21 protein-coding genes are annotated in these 21,470 nt (G+C 42.4%); all 21 read left to right on the forward strand.

Annotation, left to right across the window (positions count from 1 at the left end; translation table 11 throughout):
• The first annotated feature begins 6 nt into the window (after positions 1 to 6).
• The 21 genes from cheC (at position 7) to rbfA (ending at position 21,464) form a co-directional block, all read left to right on the forward strand.
• Positions 7 to 636 carry a CheY-P phosphatase CheC gene (cheC, locus tag M0696_RS08910; RefSeq protein WP_003220907.1) on the forward strand — a complete coding sequence of 210 codons (630 nt, stop codon included), beginning with the start codon at positions 7 to 9 and terminating at the stop codon, positions 634 to 636.
• Positions 633 to 1,133 (forward strand): chemoreceptor glutamine deamidase CheD, encoded by a 501-nt coding sequence (gene cheD, locus M0696_RS08915; RefSeq protein ID WP_166852928.1) that lies wholly within the window; start codon positions 633 to 635, stop codon positions 1,131 to 1,133. The genes cheC and cheD overlap by 4 nt, the downstream gene beginning before the upstream one ends.
• A 22-nt stretch (positions 1,134 to 1,155) precedes the next feature.
• The gene (sigD, locus tag M0696_RS08920) at positions 1,156 to 1,920 is read left to right on the forward strand and encodes an RNA polymerase sigma-28 factor SigD (RefSeq protein WP_003220911.1); all 765 of its coding nucleotides are present in this window, start codon (positions 1,156 to 1,158) and stop codon (positions 1,918 to 1,920) included.
• 28 nt (positions 1,921 to 1,948) lie between these two features.
• A complete protein-coding gene (locus M0696_RS08925) occupies positions 1,949 to 2,452 on the forward strand; it encodes a Swarming motility protein SwrB (RefSeq protein WP_166852926.1) in 504 nt (167 codons plus the stop codon).
• A gap of 143 nt (positions 2,453 to 2,595) precedes the next feature.
• Entirely contained in the window at positions 2,596 to 3,336 is a 741-nt protein-coding gene (gene rpsB / locus M0696_RS08930) for a 30S ribosomal protein S2 (RefSeq protein WP_222142834.1), read from the forward strand.
• A gap of 101 nt (positions 3,337 to 3,437) precedes the next feature.
• Positions 3,438 to 4,319, forward strand: coding sequence for a translation elongation factor Ts (gene tsf, locus M0696_RS08935; protein ID WP_222142835.1), 882 nt, complete (start codon positions 3,438 to 3,440; stop codon positions 4,317 to 4,319).
• Positions 4,320 to 4,464: 145 nt separating this feature from the next.
• Positions 4,465 to 5,187: a UMP kinase gene (pyrH, locus tag M0696_RS08940; RefSeq protein WP_003220923.1), complete on the forward strand. Its 723-nt coding sequence runs from the start codon at positions 4,465 to 4,467 to the stop codon at positions 5,185 to 5,187.
• Position 5,188: 1 nt separating this feature from the next.
• Positions 5,189 to 5,746 carry a ribosome recycling factor gene (frr, locus tag M0696_RS08945; protein WP_248602700.1) on the forward strand — a complete coding sequence of 186 codons (558 nt, stop codon included), beginning with the start codon at positions 5,189 to 5,191 and terminating at the stop codon, positions 5,744 to 5,746.
• A gap of 130 nt (positions 5,747 to 5,876) precedes the next feature.
• Positions 5,877 to 6,659, forward strand: coding sequence for an undecaprenyl pyrophosphate synthase (uppS, locus tag M0696_RS08950; protein WP_166852919.1), 783 nt, complete (start codon positions 5,877 to 5,879; stop codon positions 6,657 to 6,659).
• A 3-nt stretch (positions 6,660 to 6,662) separates the two neighbouring features.
• Positions 6,663 to 7,472, forward strand: coding sequence for a phosphatidate cytidylyltransferase (gene cdsA, locus M0696_RS08955; protein ID WP_166852916.1), 810 nt, complete (start codon positions 6,663 to 6,665; stop codon positions 7,470 to 7,472).
• A gap of 61 nt (positions 7,473 to 7,533) precedes the next feature.
• Positions 7,534 to 8,685 carry a 1-deoxy-D-xylulose-5-phosphate reductoisomerase gene (dxr, locus tag M0696_RS08960; protein WP_248602701.1) on the forward strand — a complete coding sequence of 384 codons (1,152 nt, stop codon included), beginning with the start codon at positions 7,534 to 7,536 and terminating at the stop codon, positions 8,683 to 8,685.
• A 6-nt stretch (positions 8,686 to 8,691) separates the two neighbouring features.
• Complete coding sequence (rseP, locus tag M0696_RS08965) at positions 8,692 to 9,960, forward strand: RIP metalloprotease RseP (RefSeq protein ID WP_248602702.1); 1,269 nt, start codon at positions 8,692 to 8,694, stop codon at positions 9,958 to 9,960.
• A 32-nt stretch (positions 9,961 to 9,992) separates the two neighbouring features.
• Positions 9,993 to 11,687, forward strand: a complete 1,695-nt coding sequence (gene proS, locus M0696_RS08970; RefSeq protein WP_248602703.1) for a proline--tRNA ligase — start codon at positions 9,993 to 9,995, stop codon at positions 11,685 to 11,687.
• 108 nt (positions 11,688 to 11,795) lie between these two features.
• Complete coding sequence (locus tag M0696_RS08975) at positions 11,796 to 16,109, forward strand: PolC-type DNA polymerase III (RefSeq protein ID WP_166852906.1); 4,314 nt, start codon at positions 11,796 to 11,798, stop codon at positions 16,107 to 16,109.
• A 323-nt stretch (positions 16,110 to 16,432) separates the two neighbouring features.
• Positions 16,433 to 16,903 (forward strand): ribosome maturation factor RimP, encoded by a 471-nt coding sequence (gene rimP / locus M0696_RS08980; protein WP_003220940.1) that lies wholly within the window; start codon positions 16,433 to 16,435, stop codon positions 16,901 to 16,903.
• Between the two features lie 34 nt (positions 16,904 to 16,937).
• Positions 16,938 to 18,056, forward strand: a complete 1,119-nt coding sequence (gene nusA / locus M0696_RS08985; protein ID WP_166852901.1) for a transcription termination factor NusA — start codon at positions 16,938 to 16,940, stop codon at positions 18,054 to 18,056.
• A 13-nt stretch (positions 18,057 to 18,069) separates the two neighbouring features.
• Positions 18,070 to 18,345 (forward strand): glucose-induced regulator RulR, encoded by a 276-nt coding sequence (rulR, locus tag M0696_RS08990; protein ID WP_064813803.1) that lies wholly within the window; start codon positions 18,070 to 18,072, stop codon positions 18,343 to 18,345.
• A 1-nt stretch (position 18,346) separates the two neighbouring features.
• The gene (locus M0696_RS08995) at positions 18,347 to 18,649 is read left to right on the forward strand and encodes a YlxQ family RNA-binding protein (protein WP_003220946.1); all 303 of its coding nucleotides are present in this window, start codon (positions 18,347 to 18,349) and stop codon (positions 18,647 to 18,649) included.
• 19 nt (positions 18,650 to 18,668) lie between these two features.
• Positions 18,669 to 20,819 carry a translation initiation factor IF-2 gene (infB, locus tag M0696_RS09000; protein WP_166852899.1) on the forward strand — a complete coding sequence of 717 codons (2,151 nt, stop codon included), beginning with the start codon at positions 18,669 to 18,671 and terminating at the stop codon, positions 20,817 to 20,819.
• The gene (locus M0696_RS09005; RefSeq protein WP_003220950.1) at positions 20,816 to 21,094 is read left to right on the forward strand and encodes a DUF503 domain-containing protein; all 279 of its coding nucleotides are present in this window, start codon (positions 20,816 to 20,818) and stop codon (positions 21,092 to 21,094) included. Before infB ends, M0696_RS09005 begins: the two co-directional genes overlap by 4 nt.
• Before the next feature lie 16 nt (positions 21,095 to 21,110).
• Positions 21,111 to 21,464: a 30S ribosome-binding factor RbfA gene (gene rbfA / locus M0696_RS09010; RefSeq protein WP_222142840.1), complete on the forward strand. Its 354-nt coding sequence runs from the start codon at positions 21,111 to 21,113 to the stop codon at positions 21,462 to 21,464.
• Positions 21,465 to 21,470 lie beyond the last annotated feature (6 nt).

The following is a 21,470-nucleotide window of genomic DNA, read 5'->3' on the forward strand; positions in this document are numbered from 1 at the left end:
TATGACATGAGTATTTTTAATGGAATCAAAGAAGAGCAGATGGACATTTTGCGGGAAGTCGGCAATATAGGCGCCGGCCACTCCGCCTCTGCAATGGCCCAGCTGTTAAATAGAAAGATAGATATGGAAGTCCCGTTTGCAAAGCTGCTGTCTTTCGATGAGCTTGTCGATTTTTTCGGCGGCGCCGATATCCCGGTTGCCAGCATTTTTTTAAGAATGGAAGGCGACTTAACGGGTTCAATGTTCTTTATAATGCCTTTTTATCAGGCGGAGCAGTTTATCAGAGAGCTGATTGGCAACCCCGATTTTGATATAGAGGACTTAGGTGAAGATCATATGAGCTCATCCGCTTTGCATGAACTGGGCAATATTTTAGCAGGATCATATTTAACGGCCTTAGCGGATTTGACGAAACTCCAGCTTTATCCAAGTGTTCCTGAAGTTTCATTGGACATGTTCGGCGCTGTGATCAGCGAAGGGCTGATGGAGCTCAGTCAGGTTGGAGAACACGCCATTGTTGTAGACACGTCAATTTTTGACCAAAGCCATCAGCAGGAGCTGAAAGCGCATATGTTTATGCTGCCGGACTATGATTCATTTGAAAAGCTCTTTGTCGCCTTGGGTGCATCATTATGAGTACAACTGAGGCTGTTGTTGTAAAGGTTGGAATTGCTGACGTGAAGGTCGCCCGCTTCCCGGACACCATCAGGACCTCTGGGTTGGGATCATGTGTGGGGCTGGTGCTTTATGATAAAGAAAAGCAAACGGCGGGGCTTGTCCATGTCATGCTTCCGGATTCGACGTTATCGAAAACTGCCGAACTCAATCGAGCTAAGTATGCTGACACAGCCGTAAAGACCACGATTGATATGCTGATAGAAGCAGGATGCCGGAAATTTGCATTAAAAGCAAAGCTGGCCGGCGGATCAGAGATGTTTAAATTTAAATCGACAAATGATTTGATGAAGATAGGACCGAGAAATGTATTAGCAATAAAGGAACAGTTGTCTTTATATAATATTCCTATCATTAGTGAAGATACGGGCGGCTCAAGCGGCCGGACGATAGAATTTGAACCGAAGTCCTGCATGCTGCATATTCGAACTGTTAAACAAGGTGAAAAAACGATTTAATTAAGGTATTAGGGGGATAACAATGCAATCCTTGAATTATGAAGATCAGGTGCTTTGGACGCGCTGGAAAGAGTGGAAAGATCCTAAAGCCGGTGACGATTTAATGCGCCGTTACATGCCGCTTGTCACATATCATGTAGGCAGAATTTCTGTCGGACTGCCGAAATCAGTGCATAAAGACGATCTTATGAGCCTTGGTATGCTTGGTTTATATGATGCCCTTGAAAAATTTGACCCCAGCCGGGACTTAAAATTTGATACCTATGCCTCGTTTAGAATTCGCGGTGCAATCATAGACGGGCTTCGTAAAGAAGATTGGCTGCCCAGAACCTCCCGTGAAAAAACAAAGAAGGTTGAAGCAGCAATTGAAAAGCTTGAACAGCGCTATCTTCGGAACGTATCGCCCGCAGAAATTGCAGAGGAACTCGGAATGACGGTACAGGATGTAGTGTCAACAATGAATGAAGGTTTTTTTGCAAATCTGCTGTCAATTGATGAAAAGCTCCACGATCAAGATGACGGTGAAAACATTCAGGTCATGATCAGAGATGACAAGAATGTTCCGCCTGAAGAAAAGATTATGAAGGATGAACTGATTGCACAGCTTGCTGAAAAAATTCACGAACTCTCTGAAAAAGAACAGCTTGTTGTCAGTTTGTTCTACAAAGAGGAGCTGACATTGACAGAAATCGGACAAGTATTGAATCTTTCTACGTCCCGCATATCACAGATCCATTCAAAGGCACTATTTAAATTAAAGAATCTGCTTGAAAAAGTAATTCAATAATGAATTTCATGGTTAGCGAGTGAAAAACATGTCAACACTATTATGGCTTTTAAGCTTTACGCTCCACGGTGTTCTTCTGTACGCTGTCATTATCTTGTATACGAGGCTCGCGGCTGTGAAAGAAACTGAAAAACAGCAAAAGAAGATACTTGAAGAGACGGAAAACACCTTGGCGGCATTTCTTCTTGAATTAAAAGAAGAAAATGAGAAACTGATAGAAAATACCGGTTCACCTTCAAGTCACGCGGAAGAAGAAACCCAAAAGCCAGACCTTCGGCGCTCCAAAAAAGATTCAGAGCGGGATGCAGCTCAAGAAGAAGAGAATCTTCTTGAGCATATTGAAGGTCTGATTACTGAGGTTGAACGTCAGGAAGAGAGCGTTAACAGCAATGCCCAATCATTTGAAGACCAGGTCATAGAATTATATGAGCAGGGGTATTCGGCCAGTCAAATTGCTCAGAAACTGAAGAGCGGAAAGACAGAAATCGAGCTATTTTTAAAATTTCGCTCCAAAGGTGTAAAGGATTCTTGATTGTCGGATAAAGCTGTGTTATATTATGTCTTGGTGTTAAATACACACGCTTAACGATTTATGCAGAGGGTGCTGCAGGCGGCAGTTCTGCACAAAAATGACCTAAGCGGAGGAAAAAAACCATTATACTAGGAGGAAATAACATGTCAGTCATTTCTATGAAGCAATTGCTTGAAGCTGGTGTTCACTTCGGTCACCAAACACGCCGTTGGAACCCAAAAATGAAGCGTTACATTTTCACGGAGCGTAACGGAATCTATATCATTGACCTTCAAAAAACAGTCAAAAAAGTAGAGGAAGCTTACAACTTCACTAAAAATCTTGCTGCTGAAGGCGGAAAAATCCTTTTCGTCGGAACAAAAAAACAAGCTCAAGATTCTGTCAAAGAAGAAGCTCAGCGCTCTGGCATGTACTATGTCAACCAACGTTGGTTGGGCGGTACATTAACAAACTTTGAAACAATCCAAAAACGTATTAAACGTCTTAAAGACATTGAAAAAATGCAAGAAAACGGTACGTTTGATGTCCTTCCTAAAAAAGAAGTCGTTCAATTGAAAAAAGAATTAGAGCGTCTTGAAAAATTCCTAGGCGGAATTAAAGATATGAAGGGTCTTCCTGATGCATTATTCATCATCGATCCTCGCAAAGAGCGCATCGCTGTTGCGGAAGCTCGCAAATTAAACATCCCTATCATCGGTATCGTAGATACTAACTGTGATCCAGATGAAATCGATGTTGTAATCCCAGCGAACGATGACGCTATTCGCGCTGTTAAACTTCTAACTTCTAAAATGGCAGATGCAATCTTAGAAGCGAAGCAAGGCGAAGAAGAAGCGGAAGCTGCTGAAGAAACTGCACCAGAAACAGAAACAACAACTGCGTAACCTATTCAAAAGGTGATAAGAGGGACTGCCTTTTATCACCTTTTTTCAAGAAAAATGTGTATTATACATACTCTTGTTTAAACATATAAGGAGGAATACAAATGGCAATTACTGCACAGCAAGTAAAAGAACTGCGTGAAAAAACTGGCGCGGGCATGATGGATTGTAAAAAAGCGTTAACTGAAACTGACGGAGATATGGACAAAGCAATTGACCTTTTAAGAGAAAAAGGAATTGCAAAAGCAGCGAAAAAAGCTGACCGTATCGCAGCAGAAGGTTCTACTCTTATTAAAACTGACGGCAACAAAGGCGTTATCTTAGAAGTAAACTCTGAAACTGACTTCGTTGCGAAAAACGAAGGCTTCAAAGAGCTTCTTAACACTTTAGCTGACCACCTTCTTGCAAATACTCCAGCAGATGTTGAAGAAGCAATGGGTCAAAAAATGGAAAACGGCTCTACTGTTGAAGAGTACATCACAAGCGCAGTTGCTAAAATCGGTGAGAAAATCACACTTCGCCGCTTTACAGTTCTTACAAAAGACGACAGCTCTGCATTCGGTGCTTACCTTCACATGGGCGGCCGCATCGGCGTATTAACTGTTCTGAACGGTACAACTGACGAAGAAACTGCGAAAGATATCGCAATGCACGTTGCTGCGGTTAACCCTCGTTACATTTCTCGTGATCAAGTATCCGAAGAAGAAAGAAATCATGAGCGTCAAATCTTAACTCAGCAAGCCCTTCAAGAAGGTAAACCTGAAAACATCGTAGCGAAAATGGTTGAAGGCCGTCTGAACAAATTCTTCGAAGAAATTTGTCTTTTAGACCAAGCGTTCGTTAAAAACCCAGATGAAAAAGTGAAACAAGTCGTTGCAGCGAAAAACGCAACTGTTCAAACTTATGTACGCTATGAAGTTGGAGAAGGCATCGAAAAACGTCAAGAAAACTTTGCTGAAGAAGTAATGAACCAAGTGAAAAAATAATGGTGAAAAGATTTCGCGGCCAAGTCGCGTCTTTTCAGGCAGTATAGGGGACACACTTTGTGTTCCCTATTTTTAAAACTATATTTACAAACCTTTTTTTCTCTTGCATAATAGAAAACGGCAATGTTTACACTTGGAGGTTATCATGGAAAAACCAAAATACAAACGTATCGTATTAAAGCTTAGCGGGGAAGCATTGGCAGGAGAACAGGGAAATGGAATTAACCCAACTGTCATTCAATCCATTGCAAAGCAAGTGAAAGAAATCGCTGAGCTTGAAGTCGAAGTGGCTGTTGTAGTAGGCGGCGGCAACTTATGGCGCGGAAAAACAGGAAGTGACCTGGGCATGGACCGTGCAACTGCTGACTATATGGGAATGCTGGCGACAGTTATGAATTCGCTTGCTCTTCAAGACAGCTTGGAAACACTCGGAATCCAGTCCAGAGTGCAAACATCCATTGAAATGAGACAAGTTGCTGAACCGTACATAAGAAGAAAAGCGATACGCCACTTAGAGAAAAAACGTGTCGTTATTTTCGCTGCGGGCACAGGAAACCCATATTTCTCAACTGATACGACAGCTGCACTGCGGGCTGCTGAAATTGAAGCAGACGTTATTTTAATGGCTAAAAATAATGTTGACGGTGTGTATAATGCTGATCCTAGAAAAGATGAATCAGCTGTTAAGTATGAATCACTTTCTTATCTTGACGTTCTTAAAGACGGCCTGGAAGTTATGGATTCAACAGCATCATCTTTATGCATGGATAATGACATTCCGCTTATCGTCTTTTCTATTATGGAAGAAGGAAACATCAAACGTGCCGTTATCGGTGAATCAATCGGAACGATCGTGAGGGGGAAATAACGTGTCAAAAGAAGTATTAACTCAAACAAAGAAAAAAATGGAAAAAGCAATTGCTGCTTATCAACGTGAATTGGCTACTGTACGCGCAGGCCGTGCAAATCCATCTTTATTAGATAAAGTAACGGTTGAATATTACGGAGCACAGACACCTTTAAATCAGTTGTCTTCTATTAATGTGCCTGAAGCTCGTATGCTCGTGATAACGCCATACGACAAAACAGCAATCGGTGATATCGAAAAAGCGATTTTAAAAGCTGATTTAGGTCTTACGCCAACAAGTGACGGCAATATGATTCGAATTGCGATTCCGGCATTAACGGAAGAAAGACGGAAAGAATTAGTGAAAGTTGTAAAAAAATATGCTGAAGACGCGAAAGTAGCTGTCCGTAACGTTCGCCGTGATGCTAACGATGATCTCAAAAAACTTGAGAAAAACGGAGACATTACTGAGGATGAACTGCGTGCTTCAACTGAAGACGTTCAAAAACTGACAGATGAATATGTGTCAAAAATTGACAGTGTCACAAAAGACAAAGAAAAAGAAATCATGGAAGTTTAATGAAAAACTATGTACAATAGATAATAGTGAAAAGACCCTCTCATGTTTACAGGGGGTTTTTTTGTTAATACTGTTGATTACATTGATTATCAGCAGGGAATGCAACCTTTTTGGGTGACGGAGGAATCTCATGCTCAACATACTCAAAAATTGGAAGAACCAGCAAACTGCGGCTTCCAACTTAGAACGTTATACAAAAGAAGACATACTTAAGGGAGAAATTCCCGAACACATCGCCATTATCATGGATGGAAATGGCCGTTGGGCTAAAAAACGCTCTCTTCCCCGAATTGCAGGCCACCATGAAGGGATGAAGGTGGTAAAAAGGACAACGAAGCTTGCAAACGAATTAGGTGTAAAAGTACTGACATTGTATGCATTTTCAACAGAAAACTGGAAGAGGCCGAAAATGGAAGTCGATTTTTTAATGAAGCTTCCGGAAGAATTTTTGAATACGTATCTTCCAGAGCTTATTGAGGAGAATGTACAGGTTCGGATCATTGGAGATGAAACGGCTCTGCCGGCACACACATTACGCGCGATTGAAAAGGCAGTACAGGATACGGCGCAAAACGACGGAATGATTCTTAATTTTGCTCTCAATTATGGAGGTCGTACTGAAATTGTCACTGCTGCAAAAACACTCGCGGAAAAAGTGAAGGATGGCTCTTTGAATATTGAAGACATTGATGAATCGCTTTTTTCTAATTATTTAATGACTGAATCTTTGCAGGACCCTGAACTTTTAATTCGAACGAGCGGCGAGATAAGACTGAGTAATTTTATGCTATGGCAGGTTGCCTACAGTGAATTTGTCTTTACTGACGTCTTGTGGCCTGATTTTAAAGAAGATCACTTCTTACAGGCGTTAGGAGAATATCAGCAGAGAGGCCGGAGGTTTGGCGGAATTTAGAGGATGGTGGACATGAAACAAAGAATTTTGACAGGTGTTCTGGCAGCAATTGTATTTTTATTTTTGGTTATTGTCGGGAAATTGCCGTTCACCATATTAATTTATGCTATGGGCAGTGTGGCGCTTTTTGAACTTTTACGGATGAAAAAGCTGAAGCTGGTTTCACTGCCGGGTTTGATCGGTCTTTTATTATTGTGGATGTTCTTATTGCCAAGCCAGTATTCGTTTTTTGAAGCAGACGGTATTTCAAAAATGGAAATCGCTTTGTTTGCGGTACTGCTTTTGCTGACTTACACAGTGTTGGTGAAAAACACCTTTACTTTTGATGAAGTCGGTTTTATTACGCTTGCAGCAATTTACATTGGAATGTGTTTTCATTATTTTATAGAAATCAGAAATCTTGACCAATACGGGTTAACATACATTTTTTACGCGTGTGTTGTGATTTGGTCCACGGATTCCGGTGCGTATTTTGTCGGGAAATCGCTTGGTAAGCGGAAACTGTGGCCAGAAATCAGTCCGAATAAAACAGTGGAAGGATTTGCAGGCGGAATCGTTATCGCGCTTGTATTGGCGACGATTTTTCAGCTTGTTGCACATCTTCCGATCCCGTATATCTATATGCTGTTGATCACGCTGTTTTTGTCTGTTTTCGGACAACTTGGAGATTTAGTGGAATCCGCCTTGAAAAGACATTACGATGTAAAGGATTCTGGAAAGATTCTTCCCGGGCATGGCGGGATATTAGACCGTTTTGACAGTTTCTTGTTTGTCATGCCTTTCTTGTACTTTCTGCTTGCCCTTTTTTCATAAAAAAGTCTAATATGAATATGAGACTGATCATGCAGCACAAAGAATAGGAGTAGTGGCAACTTTGAAAAATATTTGTCTTTTAGGAGCAACAGGATCAATCGGCGAACAGACTCTTGACGTACTGCGTACACATCAAGATCAATTTCAGCTGATATCTATGTCGTTTGGCAGAAATATTGATAAGGCCGTTCCAATGATAGAGGCCTTTCAGCCGAAGTTTGTCTCTGCCGGTGATCTGGATACATATCATAAACTAAAACAAATGTCTTTTTCTTTTGAATGCCAAATCGGGCTGGGAGAAGAAGGACTGATAGAAGCAGCAGTGATGGAGGAGGTTGACATAGTTGTCAACGCCTTACTCGGAAGCGTCGGTCTCATCCCGACGTTAAAGGCAATTGAACAGAAAAAAACAATTGCGCTTGCAAATAAGGAAACTCTTGTCACTGCAGGGCATATAGTAAAAGAACATGCTAAGAAATATGATGTTCCGCTGCTGCCTGTTGACAGTGAGCATTCGGCCATTTTTCAAGCGCTACAAGGCGAACAGGCTAAAAACATTGAACGCCTCATCATTACGGCATCCGGCGGAAGCTTTCGGGACAAGACGCGGGATGAGCTCGAATCAGTAACAGCTGAGGACGCATTAAAACACCCGAATTGGTCAATGGGTGCAAAAATTACGATTGATTCGGCTACAATGATGAATAAGGGATTAGAGGTGATCGAGGCACATTGGCTTTTCGATATCCCATATGAACAAATTGATGTGGTTTTACATAAGGAGAGCATCATCCATTCAATGGTTGAGTTTCATGACAAAAGTGTGATCGCACAGCTCGGAACTCCGGATATGAGGGTTCCAATCCAGTATGCACTCACTTACCCTGACCGCTTGCCATTACCAGATGCGAAAAGGCTTGAATTATGGGAAATCGGCAGCCTCCATTTTGAGAAAGCTGATTTTGACAGGTTCCGATGCTTACAATTTGCTTTTGAATCAGGTAAAATAGGAGGAACAATGCCGACAGTGCTAAATGCTGCAAATGAAGTAGCTGTTGCTGCCTTTTTAGCCGGCAAGATACCGTTTTTGGCTATTGAAGACTGTATCGAAAAGGCACTATCCCGCCATCAGTTAATTAAAAAACCGAGCCTGGCGGACATTCAAGAAGTGGACAAAGATACCCGGGGATACGTCAATTCAATACTCACATAAGGTGGTATGTTCGTGAATACAGTTATAGCGTTTATCATTATTTTCGGAACGCTCGTTTTCTTCCATGAACTGGGTCATTTATTGCTAGCCCAAAGAGCGGGAATTCTCTGCCGTGAATTTGCGATCGGCTTCGGTCCAAAGATTTTTTCTTTCAAAAAAAATGAAACAGTTTATACGATCAGGCTCCTTCCAGTCGGCGGATTTGTCCGTATGGCCGGCGAAGATCCGGAAATGATTGAGGTGAAACCCGGTTACACGGTTGGTCTTCTGTTTAATAAAGAAGATCAAGTTGAGAAAGTTATTATCAATCAAAAGGAAAAATACCCGGATGCTTTAGTCATCGAAGTGGAAACAGCAGATTTAGAGCATGATATGAAGATCACTGGCTATGAACAAGGGAAAGAGGATGAGCTTTCCAGCTTTACTGTCAGCGAAACATCCTTTTTCATTGTAGACGGAGAAGAAGTGCAAATTGCGCCGTATAATCGCCAATTTGGTTCCAAACCTGTGTGGCAGCGGATTAAAGCAATTGCTGCAGGGCCGATTATGAACTTTATTTTAGCTTACGTGATTTTAGTGATGCTTGGGTTGGTTCAAGGCGTGCCGTCAAATGAGCCTATGCTCGGGCAGCTGACTGACAATGGACGGGCGGCGGAAGCAGGGCTAAAAGAAGGAGATTACATCCAAAGCATTAACGGAGAGAAAATGAGATCTTGGACTGACATTGTCTCCGCTGTAAAAGAAAACCCGGATAAAGAAATAGATGTTGCCGTAAAAAGAGATAACAAAACGCTTCATATTTCAGTGACTCCGGAAGCTGTTAAAGATGAGAACAAAAAAACAATCGGACGTTTCGGTTCCTATGCGCCGACTGAAAAAGGTGTTCTCTCAGCAGTTGCTTACGGTGCGACATCAACAGTTGACGTCACCAAAGCCATTTTAACCAACTTAAGCAAGTTAGTAACAGGCCAATTTAAACTTGATATGCTGTCAGGTCCTGTCGGCATATATGACATGACAGACCAAGTGGCGAAAACAGGGTTAGTGAACTTATTCCAGTTTGCTGCGTTTTTAAGTATTAACCTTGGGATTGTCAACTTGCTTCCGATTCCTGCACTTGACGGAGGAAGACTGTTATTTCTATTTATTGAAGCGATTCGGGGCAAACCGATTAACAGGGAAAAAGAAGCATTTGTTGTATTTATCGGGGTAGCTTTCTTAATGCTTCTTATGCTGGTCGTCACATGGAACGATATCCAGCGGCTGTTCTTGTAAATGAAAAGTAAATCAATCAGAGGTGCGAAGAAATGAGACAAAGTTTGACGCTTATTCCTACGCTCCGTGAAGTTCCAGCTGATGCCGAAGCAAAAAGTCATCAGCTTCTTCTGAGAGCAGGATTTATCAGACAGAATACGAGCGGGGTATACAGCTATATGCCTCTTGCGTATAAGGTGATTCAAAACATTCAGCAGATTGTTCGTGAAGAAATGGAGAAAATTGATGCCGTAGAAATGCTTATGCCCGCACTGCAGCAGGCTGAGACATGGCAGGAATCAGGCAGATGGTATACGTATGGTCCTGAACTGATGAGACTAAAAGACCGTCATGGCCGTGAATTTGCTTTAGGGGCAACGCATGAAGAAGTTATCACTTCACTTGTTCGCGATGAGGTTAAATCTTATAAGCGTCTCCCTCTGACTCTGTATCAAATTCAGTCTAAGTTCAGAGATGAAAAACGTCCTCGCTTCGGTTTGTTAAGAGGCCGCGAATTTATTATGAAGGATGCGTATTCTTTCCATGCATCTGAAGAGAGCCTGGATGAAACGTATCAAAAAATGTACGAGGCCTATTCTAATATTTTTGCCCGCTGCGGCATTAATGTAAGACCTGTCATCGCTGATTCAGGCGCAATGGGAGGAAAGGATACGCACGAGTTTATGGCACTTTCTGCAATCGGAGAGGATACAATTGCGTATTCTGATGAATCACAGTATGCGGCTAATATCGAAATGGCTGAAGTTCTTTATCAAGAAGTCCCTTCTAATGAAGAGCCTAAAGCTTTAGAGAAAGTCCACACACCTAACGTGAAAACAATTGAAGAACTGACTGCGTTTTTACAGATTTCCGCTGAAGCCTGCATTAAGTCGGTTTTGTTTAAAGCAGATGACCGTTTTGTCTTAGTGCTTGTAAGAGGCGACCATGAAGTCAACGATATTAAAGTGAAAAATTTGCTTCATGCAGAAGTTGTGGAGCTTGCTACACAAGAAGAGGTCATTCAGCAGCTCGGAACAGAGCCGGGTTTTGTCGGCCCTGTCGGTGTCAATCAAGATGTTGAAGTATATGCTGATCATGCTGTGAAAGCAATAGTCAATGCTGTTGCCGGTGCGAATGAAGGAGATCATCATTATAAAAATGTCAACGTAAACCGTGACGCGCAAATTAAAGAATTTGCTGATCTTCGTTTTATTAAAGAAGGTGATCCCTCACCAGATGGTAAAGGCACGATCCGTTTTGCAGAAGGAATCGAAGTCGGACAAGTCTTTAAGCTTGGGACACGTTATTCAGAAGCAATGAATGCGACCTACTTAGACGAAAACGGACGCGCGCAGCCGATGCTGATGGGCTGTTACGGAGTCGGTGTGTCAAGAACGCTTTCTGCTATTGCTGAACAGCATCACGACGAAAAAGGGTTAATATGGCCAAAAAGCGTTGCGCCGTACGATCTTCATATTCTTGCTTTGAACATGAAAAACGATTCGCAAAGAGAGCTTGCTGAAAAGCTGTATGCCGATTTAAAAGCGGAAGGCTATGAAGTGCTCTATGACGATCGTGCTGAGCGCGCCGGCGTAAAATTCGCTGATTCAGATCTAATCGGCCTTCCAATCCGCATTACTGTCGGAAAACGTGCTGACGAAGGAATTGTCGAAGTGAAAATCCGTCAAACGGGTGAGTCAACGGAGATTTCAGTAGACGAATTATCTGCATTTATCAGCAAGCAGTAATCACCATAACGATTTATCAAAAAACATGTTAAAATAGAAATAATAGAAGGTACCTCATTGCCTGAGGTACCTTCACTTATGATGTTTTTAGGGAGGGATACTGTCTGAATGGAACAGTTATCAGTAAACAGAAGGCAGTTTCAAATTCTTCTGCAGCAGATTAATATGACAGATGATACCTTCATGACATATTTTGAAGATGGTGAGATTAAAAAGCTGACAATCCACAAAGCGTCAAAATCTTGGCATTTTCATTTTCAATTTAAATCTTTGCTGCCTTTTCAAATATATGACACATTAACAATGAGGCTGACGCAATCGTTTGCCCACATAGCGAAAGTTACATCTTCAATTGAAGTGCAGGATACCGAGATCAGCGAAAGTCTTGTGCAAGACTACTGGTCACGCTGCATTGAAGAATTGCAAGGCATTTCGCCACCGATTATCAGTCTCTTAAACCAGCAAAAACCGAAACTGAAGGGCAATAAACTGATTGTCAAAACAAAAACAGACACAGAAGCGGCTGCTCTTAAGAACAAGTACAGTTCAATGATTCAAGCCGGTTACCGTCAATTTGGTTTTCCGGATCTTCAGCTTGATGCCGAAATATTTGTATCCGAGCAAGAAGTTCAAAAGTTTCGGGAGCAAAAGCTTGCAGAAGACCAAGAACGGGCCATGCAGGCGCTGATTGAAATGGAGAAGAAAGATAAAGAAAGTGATGAAGATCAAGTGCCATCCGGTCCTCTTGTCATCGGTTATCAAATTAAAGATAACGAAGAAATCCGGACGCTTGACAGCATCATGGACGAAGAGCGGAGAATTACGGTCCAGGGTTACGTGTTTGATGTGGAAACCCGCGAGCTGAAAAGCGGGCGCACGCTGTGTATCTTCAAAATTACAGACTACACAAATAGTATTTTAATCAAAATGTTTGCACGTGAAAAAGAAGATGCGGCACTGATGAAGTCTCTGAAAAAAGGAATGTGGGTAAAAGCACGCGGAAGCATTCAAAATGACACTTTTGTCAGAGATCTCGTCATGATCGCAAATGACGTAAACGAAATAAAAGCAAAAACCCGGGAAGATTCGGCTCCTGAAGGAGAAAAAAGAGTGGAATTGCATCTGCATTCCCCAATGAGCCAAATGGATGCTGTTACGGGTATTGGAAAGCTTGTCGAACAGGCGAAAAAATGGGGGCATGAGGCCATCGCATTGACTGACCATGCTGTTGTTCAATCCTTCCCTGATGCATATTCTGCGGCCAAGAAGCATGGAATTAAAATGATTTACGGGATGGAAGCGAATCTCGTTGATGATGGCGTGCCGATTGCTTATAACGCTGCACACCGTCTGCTTGAGGAAGAAACATATGTTGTTTTTGACGTCGAGACGACGGGACTGTCTGCTGTTTACGATACCATTATTGAGCTGGCTGCAGTAAAAGTAAAAGGCGGAGAAATTATTGATAAATTTGAGGCGTTTGCGAACCCGCATCGTCCGCTTTCAGCCACAATCATAGAGCTGACTGGCATCACCGATGATATGCTTCGCGACGCTCCGGATGTCGTAGATGTGATAAGAGATTTCAGAGAATGGATCGGCGATGATATCCTAGTCGCTCATAATGCGAGCTTTGATATGGGATTCTTAAACGTAGCTTATAAAAAGCTTCTTGAAGTTGAAAAAGCTAAAAACCCAGTCATTGATACGCTGGAGCTTGGCCGTTTTCTTTATCCGGAATTTAAGAACCACCGTTTGAACACACTTTGTAAAAAGTTTGATATCGAACTCACACAGCATCACCGTGCGATTTACGATACTGAGGCGACTGCTTATTTGCTCCTGAAAATGCTGAAGGACGCAGCTGAAAAAGGCATTCAGTACCATGATGAGCTGAATGAAAATATGGGTCAGTCCAACGCTTATCAAAGATCTAGACCTTATCATGCAACATTACTTGCTGTGAACAGCACGGGGCTTAAAAATTTATTTAAGCTTGTGTCACTTTCTCATATTCATTATTTTTACAGAGTGCCTCGTATCCCGAGATCTCAGCTTGAGAAATACAGGGAAGGGCTTCTGATCGGTTCGGCCTGTGACAGGGGAGAGGTTTTTGAAGGGATGATGCAAAAATCGCCTGAAGAGGTTGAAGATGTTGCGTCATTCTATGATTATCTTGAGGTTCAGCCGCCTGAAGTGTACCGTCACTTGCTAGAGCTTGAGCTGGTCCGTGATGAAAAGTCGCTGAAAGAAATTATTGCGAATATCACGAAACTGGGTGAAAAGCTTAATAAACCGGTTGTTGCTACGGGAAATGTTCATTACTTGAATGATGAGGATAAAATTTATAGAAAGATTTTAATATCCTCTCAAGGCGGGGCCAATCCGCTTAACAGGCATGAACTGCCTAAAGTGCATTTCAGAACGACAGACGAAATGCTTGAAGCATTTTCTTTCTTAGGCGAAGAAAAAGCGAAGGAAATCGTTGTCACCAATACCCAAAAGGTTGCTTCTTTAATTGATGACATCAAGCCAATTAAAGATGATTTGTATACACCGAAAATCGAAGGCGCCGATGAAGAGATCAGAGAAATGAGCTATCAGCGTGCAAGAAGCATTTACGGCGAACAGCTGCCTGAAATTGTGGAAGCGCGGATTGAAAAAGAATTAAAGAGCATCATTGGCCACGGCTTCGCTGTTATTTATTTGATCTCTCACAAACTTGTAAAACGTTCACTAGATGACGGATATCTCGTAGGTTCCCGTGGTTCCGTTGGATCTTCATTAGTTGCGACGCTTACTGAGATTACTGAGGTCAATCCGCTGCCACCGCACTATGTATGCTCTGAGTGCCAGCATTCTGAGTTCTTTAATGACGGTTCTGTCGGTTCCGGCTTTGACCTGCCTGACAAGATATGTCCTCATTGCGGAACGCCTTTGAAAAAAGACGGCCATGATATTCCGTTTGAAACGTTCTTAGGATTTAAAGGGGACAAAGTACCTGATATCGATTTGAACTTCTCAGGGGAATATCAGCCGCAAGCACATAATTACACAAAAGTATTGTTCGGAGAAGACAATGTGTATCGAGCGGGAACAATAGGCACAGTTGCAGAAAAAACAGCCTACGGCTATGTAAAAGGCTATGCCGGAGACAATAACCTCCACATGCGCGGGGCCGAAATAGACCGGCTCGTACAGGGATGTACAGGGGTAAAACGTACAACTGGGCAGCACCCTGGGGGTATTATCGTTGTTCCGGATTATATGGATATTTATGATTTTTCACCGATTCAGTTTCCGGCAGATGCTACAGGTTCAGAGTGGAAAACCACTCATTTTGATTTCCACTCCATCCATGACAACCTGTTAAAACTGGATATTCTCGGACACGATGACCCGACCGTCATTCGGATGCTACAAGATTTAAGCGGAATTGATCCGAAAACAATTCCAACGGATGATCCTGAAGTGATGAAGATCTTCCAGGGAACCGAATCACTCGGTGTTACACAAGAACAGATCGGCTGTAAAACGGGAACTCTTGGAATCCCTGAATTCGGAACAAGATTTGTCCGGCAGATGCTTGAAGATACAAAGCCGACAACTTTTTCCGAGCTCGTTCAGATATCAGGCTTGTCTCACGGAACTGATGTATGGCTCGGCAATGCGCAAGAGCTCATCCACAATAATATTTGTGAGCTGAGTGAGGTTATCGGCTGCCGTGACGACATTATGGTTTATTTAATCTATCAAGGCCTTGAGCCGTCTCTTGCCTTTAAAATCATGGAATTTGTGCGTAAAGGAAAAGGATTAACACCTGAATGGGAAGAAGAAATGAAAAATAACAATGTCCCAGACTGGTATATTGATTCTTGTAAAAAGATTAAATACATGTTCCCGAAAGCCCACGCCGCAGCTTACGTTTTAATGGCAGTCCGCATTGCTTACTTTAAAGTGCATCACGCGCTTCTGTACTATGCGGCTTATTTTACCGTTCGTGCAGACGACTTTGATATCGATACAATGATCAAGGGCTCTACAGCGATCAAGGCGGTAATGGAGGATATTAACTCTAAGGGACTTGATGCTTCACCGAAGGAAAAAAACCTTCTCACTGTTTTGGAATTAGCCCTTGAAATGTGTGAGAGAGGCTATTCGTTCCAAAAAGTCGATTTATACCGCTCAAGCGCTACAGAGTTTATTATTGACGGCAACAGTCTTATCCCGCCGTTTAACTCCATTCCTGGATTAGGGACGAACGCCGCTCTGAACATTGTAAAGGCTCGTGAAGAAGGCGAATTCCTCTCAAAAGAAGATTTGCAAAAGAGAGGAAAAGTGTCAAAAACAATTCTAGAGTATTTAGATCGTCATGGCTGTCTCGAATCACTGCCTGATCAAAACCAATTGTCATTGTTCTAACATGGAAAGCAGAATTTCTCTGGAAATTCTGCTTCTATGCATACATAAGCGCAAAAAATGCCATCGTAACATTAGAGTCTTTGCTTAGGCATGAGGGTAAGCGTATATCCATTTGCAATAAAAATATGGTTATGGTATAGTTTTATTGGAAATGCTAACGATTACCGAGGCAAAGAGTGGGGAAACCCGCTCTTTTGTATTGAACAAGAGAATTTTGTCTCGACATGTTCATCGTTTACTTTTTAGCCCCTGCTCTTTTGAAGCAGGGTTTTTATGCAGAGTGACGAGACGAATATGATATCGACAGCACAAGGAGGAAGAACATGAGCAAAAAAGTGACTGACACCGTTCAAGAAATGGCTCAGCCAATCGTAGACAGCCTTCAGCTGGAACTCGTTGACATTGAATTTGTCAAAGAGGGCCAAAGCTGGTTCCTTCGCGTGTTTATTGATTCCGATGACGGTGTGGATATTGAGGAATGTGCCAAAGTAAGCGAAGCTTTAAGCGAAAAGCTTGATGAGGCAGACCCAATTAGCCAAAATTACTTTCTTGAAGTCTCATCTCCAGGAGCTGAGCGTCCGCTAAAGAAAAAAGCCGATTTCGAAAAATCACTTGGAAAAAATGTGTACATTAAGACGTATGAGCCTATTGAGGGCGTAAAAGTGTTTGAAGGTGAACTGGCTGAATTTGATGGACAAACAGTGACAGTTGAGATCACGATCAAAACAAGAAAGAAACGAATCAATATTCCGTATGAAAAGATAGCTAATGCAAGATTAGCTGTTACATTCTAATGAATACAAATGTTTTAAGGGGGGAGACCGTTAAATGAGCAGTGAATTATTAGATGCTCTCACGATTCTTGAAAAGGAAAAAGGCATCAGTAAAGAAATTATCATTGAAGCAATCGAAGCTGCCTTAATTTCTGCTTATAAGCGGAATTTTAATCAAGCGCAAAATGTACGGGTGGATTTAAACCGTGAAACAGGCTCCATACGTGTATTTGCAAGAAAAGATGTCGTTGACGAAGTATACGACCAAAGACTGGAGATCTCTATTGAAGAGGCACAGGGCATTCATCCGGAATATATGGTCGGCGATGTCGTCGAAATCGAAGTAACGCCTAAGGATTTTGGGCGCATAGCTGCTCAAACAGCGAAGCAGGTCGTCACACAGCGTGTACGCGAAGCTGAGCGCGGTGTGATTTATTCTGAATTTATCGACCGTGAAGAAGACATCATGACAGGTATTGTCCAGCGTCTGGACAATAAGTTTATTTACGTGTCTTTAGGCAAAATTGAAGCCTTGCTGCCGGTTAATGAGCAAATGCCGAATGAAAGCTACAAGCCTCATGACCGCATTAAGGTATATATCACAAAAGTAGAAAAAACGACGAAGGGCCCGCAGATTTATGTGTCAAGAACACATCCAGGCCTGTTAAAGCGTTTGTTTGAAATCGAAGTGCCTGAAATTTATGATGGAACTGTCGAGCTGAAATCTGTTGCCAGAGAAGCCGGCGACCGTTCAAAGATTTCTGTTCGCACAGACGATCCTGACGTGGATCCTGTCGGCTCATGCGTAGGCCCTAAAGGCCAGCGTGTTCAGGCGATCGTCAATGAATTAAAAGGTGAAAAAATTGACATTGTCAACTGGTCCAGTGATCCTGTAGAATTTGTCGCGAATGCGCTCAGCCCTTCGAAAGTGCTGGATGTCATCGTTAATGAAGAAGAAAAAGCGACAACTGTTATTGTTCCTGATTACCAGCTGTCTCTGGCGATTGGCAAAAGAGGACAAAACGCACGCTTAGCTGCTAAACTGACAGGCTGGAAGATTGATATTAAGAGCGAAACGGACGCAAGAGAACTTGGAATCTATCCGAGAGAACTTGAAGAAGAAGACGATGAGCCGCTCTTTACGGAGCCTGAAACTTCTGAATCGGATGAATAAGAGGTGACCTTAGGTGAATAAACACAAAAAGATCCCATTACGCAAATGTGTAGTGACTGGTGAAATGAAGCCTAAAAAGGAACTGATCCGAGTTGTACGTTCGAAAGAAGGCGAGGTCTCAGTAGACCCGACTGGAAAAAAGAACGGGCGGGGTGCTTATTTAACGCTGGATAAAGAGTGCATCTTAGCAGCAAAAAAGAAAAACACTTTGCAAAATCAATTTCAATCACAAATCGATGACCAGATTTTCGAAGAATTGCTGGAACTGGCAGAAAAGGTGAAAAAATAAAATGTCTGGAATGGAATGGTTTCCCTTGCTAGGTCTGGCCAATCGAGCTCGTAAGGTCGTGTCAGGCGAAGACTTGGTAATAAAAGAAATCAGGAATGCGCGTGCAAAGCTTGTCCTGCTTACAGAGGATGCATCATCTAACACAGCGAAAAAAGTAACCGACAAGTGCAATTATTATAAAGTCCCTTATAAAAAAGTCGAGAGTCGCGCGGTTCTTGGACGTTCTATCGGTAAAGAAGCCCGTGTCGTTGTCGCCGTCACTGACCAAGGTTTTGCGAATAAGCTGATCAGCTTGCTCGATTAATATTTTTGGGGGTGAACGAATGGCTAAAATGAGAGTATACGAATATGCAAAAGCGTTAAATGTTTCAAGTAAGGAAATTTTGACCGCACTGAAAAACATGGATTTAGAAGTGAATAATCATATGGCCATGCTTGAAGAAAAGGCCATTAAACAGCTTGATGCCAAATATAAAAAAGGCGGCTCAGCCGCTAAATCTCAAAAGCCAGCAGAAACGAACAAAAACAAACAGCCGCAAGGGGTCAATCAGCAATCAGCTGGAAATCAACCAAATAAAATTCGAGACGGAAAGAAGAATGACGTGCAGAATAATCAATTTAACAAAAACAAGAAGAATAACAACAACAACAAAAAAAACAAACGCAACCACAACAATAAAAACCAACATCAGCAAAAGCCTGTAAAGCCGAAAAAAGAGCTTCCTGAGAAAATTACATTCTCTGGCACTTTAACAGTCGGCGCACTGGCTGAAGAGCTTGGCAAAGAGCCTTCAGAAATCATTAAAAAGCTGATGCTTCTTGGTGTAATGGCAACCATTAACCAAGAGCTTGATAAAGACACAATTGAACTCATTGCATCAGAATATGGTGTTGAAACAGAAGAAGTTATTGTGCTTGAAGAAACAGAGCTGGAAAAATACGAAGAGCCCGATAATGAAGAGGATCTTGAAATTCGTCCTCCTGTCGTTACGATCATGGGTCACGTTGACCACGGGAAAACGACGCTTCTTGACAGCATCCGTAAAACGAAGGTTGTTGAAGGAGAAGCAGGCGGAATCACTCAGCATATCGGTGCTTACCAAATTGAAGAGAACGGCAAGAAAATTACGTTCTTGGATACTCCGGGCCACGCCGCATTTACAACGATGCGTGCACGCGGTGCAGAAGTAACTGATATTACAATTCTCGTTGTTGCTGCTGATGACGGTGTAATGCCGCAAACAGTAGAAGCGATTAACCATGCAAAAGCAGCTGAAGTTCCAATTATCGTTGCTGTGAATAAAATTGATAAAGAATCTGCAAATCCTGACCGTGTGATGCAAGAATTGACGGAATACGGACTTGTCCCTGAAGCTTGGGGCGGAGAAACAATTTTTGTTCCGCTTTCCGCTTTAACTGGAAAAGGCATTGATGAACTCGTTGAAATGATTTTGCTTGTCAGTGAAGTAGAGGAACTGAAAGCGAATCCGAACCGCCAGGCAAAAGGAACGGTTATTGAAGCAGAACTTGATAAAGGCAGAGGATCAGTTGCGACATTGCTTGTACAGACTGGAACACTGCATGTCGGTGATCCGATCGTAGTCGGCAACACATTTGGCCGTGTCCGTGCAATGGTTAACGACATTGGACGCCGTGTAAAAACTGCCGGCCCGTCAACTCCGGTTGAGATTACCGGTTTAAATGATGTCCCTCAAGCGGGAGACCAATTCCTTGTCTTTAAAGATGAAAAAACAGCTCGTTCTGTCGGGGAAGCCCGTGCTTCGAAACAGCTTGAAGAGCAGCGCAGCGATAAAGCGAAGCTTAGTCTTGATGACTTATTCGAGCAAATTAAACAAGGTGATGTAAAAGACATCAACATCATCGTAAAAGCTGACGTTCAAGGATCTGCTGAAGCTTTAACGGCCGCACTTCAAAAAATTGAAGTAGAAGGCGTTAAAGTAAAAATCATCCATACAGGCGTTGGTGCGATTACTGAATCTGACATTATCTTGGCATCTGCTTCCAATGCAATTGTTATCGGGTTTAATGTGAGACCGGACGGAAATGCTAAGAGTACGGCTGAGGCTGAAAATGTAGATATTCGCCTTCACCGTATCATTTACAAAGTAATCGACGAGATTGAAGCTGCCATGAAAGGTATGCTTGATCCTGAATATGAAGAAAAAGTCATTGGTCAAGTAGAAGTACGCCAAACATTCAAAGTATCTAAAATCGGTACAATTGCCGGCGGATATGTTACTGAGGGAACCATTACGCGCGACAGCGGCCTCCGTTTAATTCGTGACGGCGTCGTAATCTTCGAAGGCGAAGTAGACGTTCTGAAACGCTTTAAAGATGATGTGAAAGAAGTTTCACAAGGCTATGAATGTGGTATTACAATTAAGAAATACAATGACATTCGCGAAGGTGACATTCTTGAAGCGTTTGTCATGCAAGAAATTGAAAGAACGTGATCGGATTTGCGGAGTGTGAATGCATCATTTATGATGCAGGATCGCTAAAAGAAAAGCGTGCGGTTCTGAAGCGGATTTTAACCAGGGTTCAAAACAAATTCAATGTTTCGATTTCGGAGATTGGCTATCAGGACACATGGCAAAGAACCAGCTTTGGTATCGCCGCTGTTTCTTCCTCTCGCGTTCAAACAGAAAAAGAGCTGCAGCGCGTCCTAGCGTTTATCGATTCTTTTCCTGAAATTGAACGGACGATCACTAGGACAGAATGGTTTTAACTTAGAGGTGATTGAATTGAGTATGAGAGCAAACCGTGTCGGCGAGCAAATGAAAAAAGAACTCGGTGATATTATCAGCCGCAAGCTGAAAGATCCGAGAATTGGTTTTCTGACCGTAACGGATGTACGTGTATCAGGTGATTTGCAAATTGCAAAGGTGTATATCTCGGTTCTCGGTGACAAGAAAAAACGGGAGGAAGCGCTGAAAGGGCTGGAAAAGGCAAAAGGATTTATCCGATCCGAAATCGGCAGCCGCATCAGACTTCGAAAAACGCCTGAAATTGAATTTGAGTTCGATGAATCAATCGACTACGGAAATCGTATCGAAACACTGATTCACGAAATACATTCAGAGAAACCATCTGAATAAAAATGG

It is taken from the genome of Bacillus rugosus (genome assembly GCF_023238245.1).
GTDB lineage: Bacteria > Bacillota > Bacilli > Bacillales > Bacillaceae > Bacillus > Bacillus rugosus.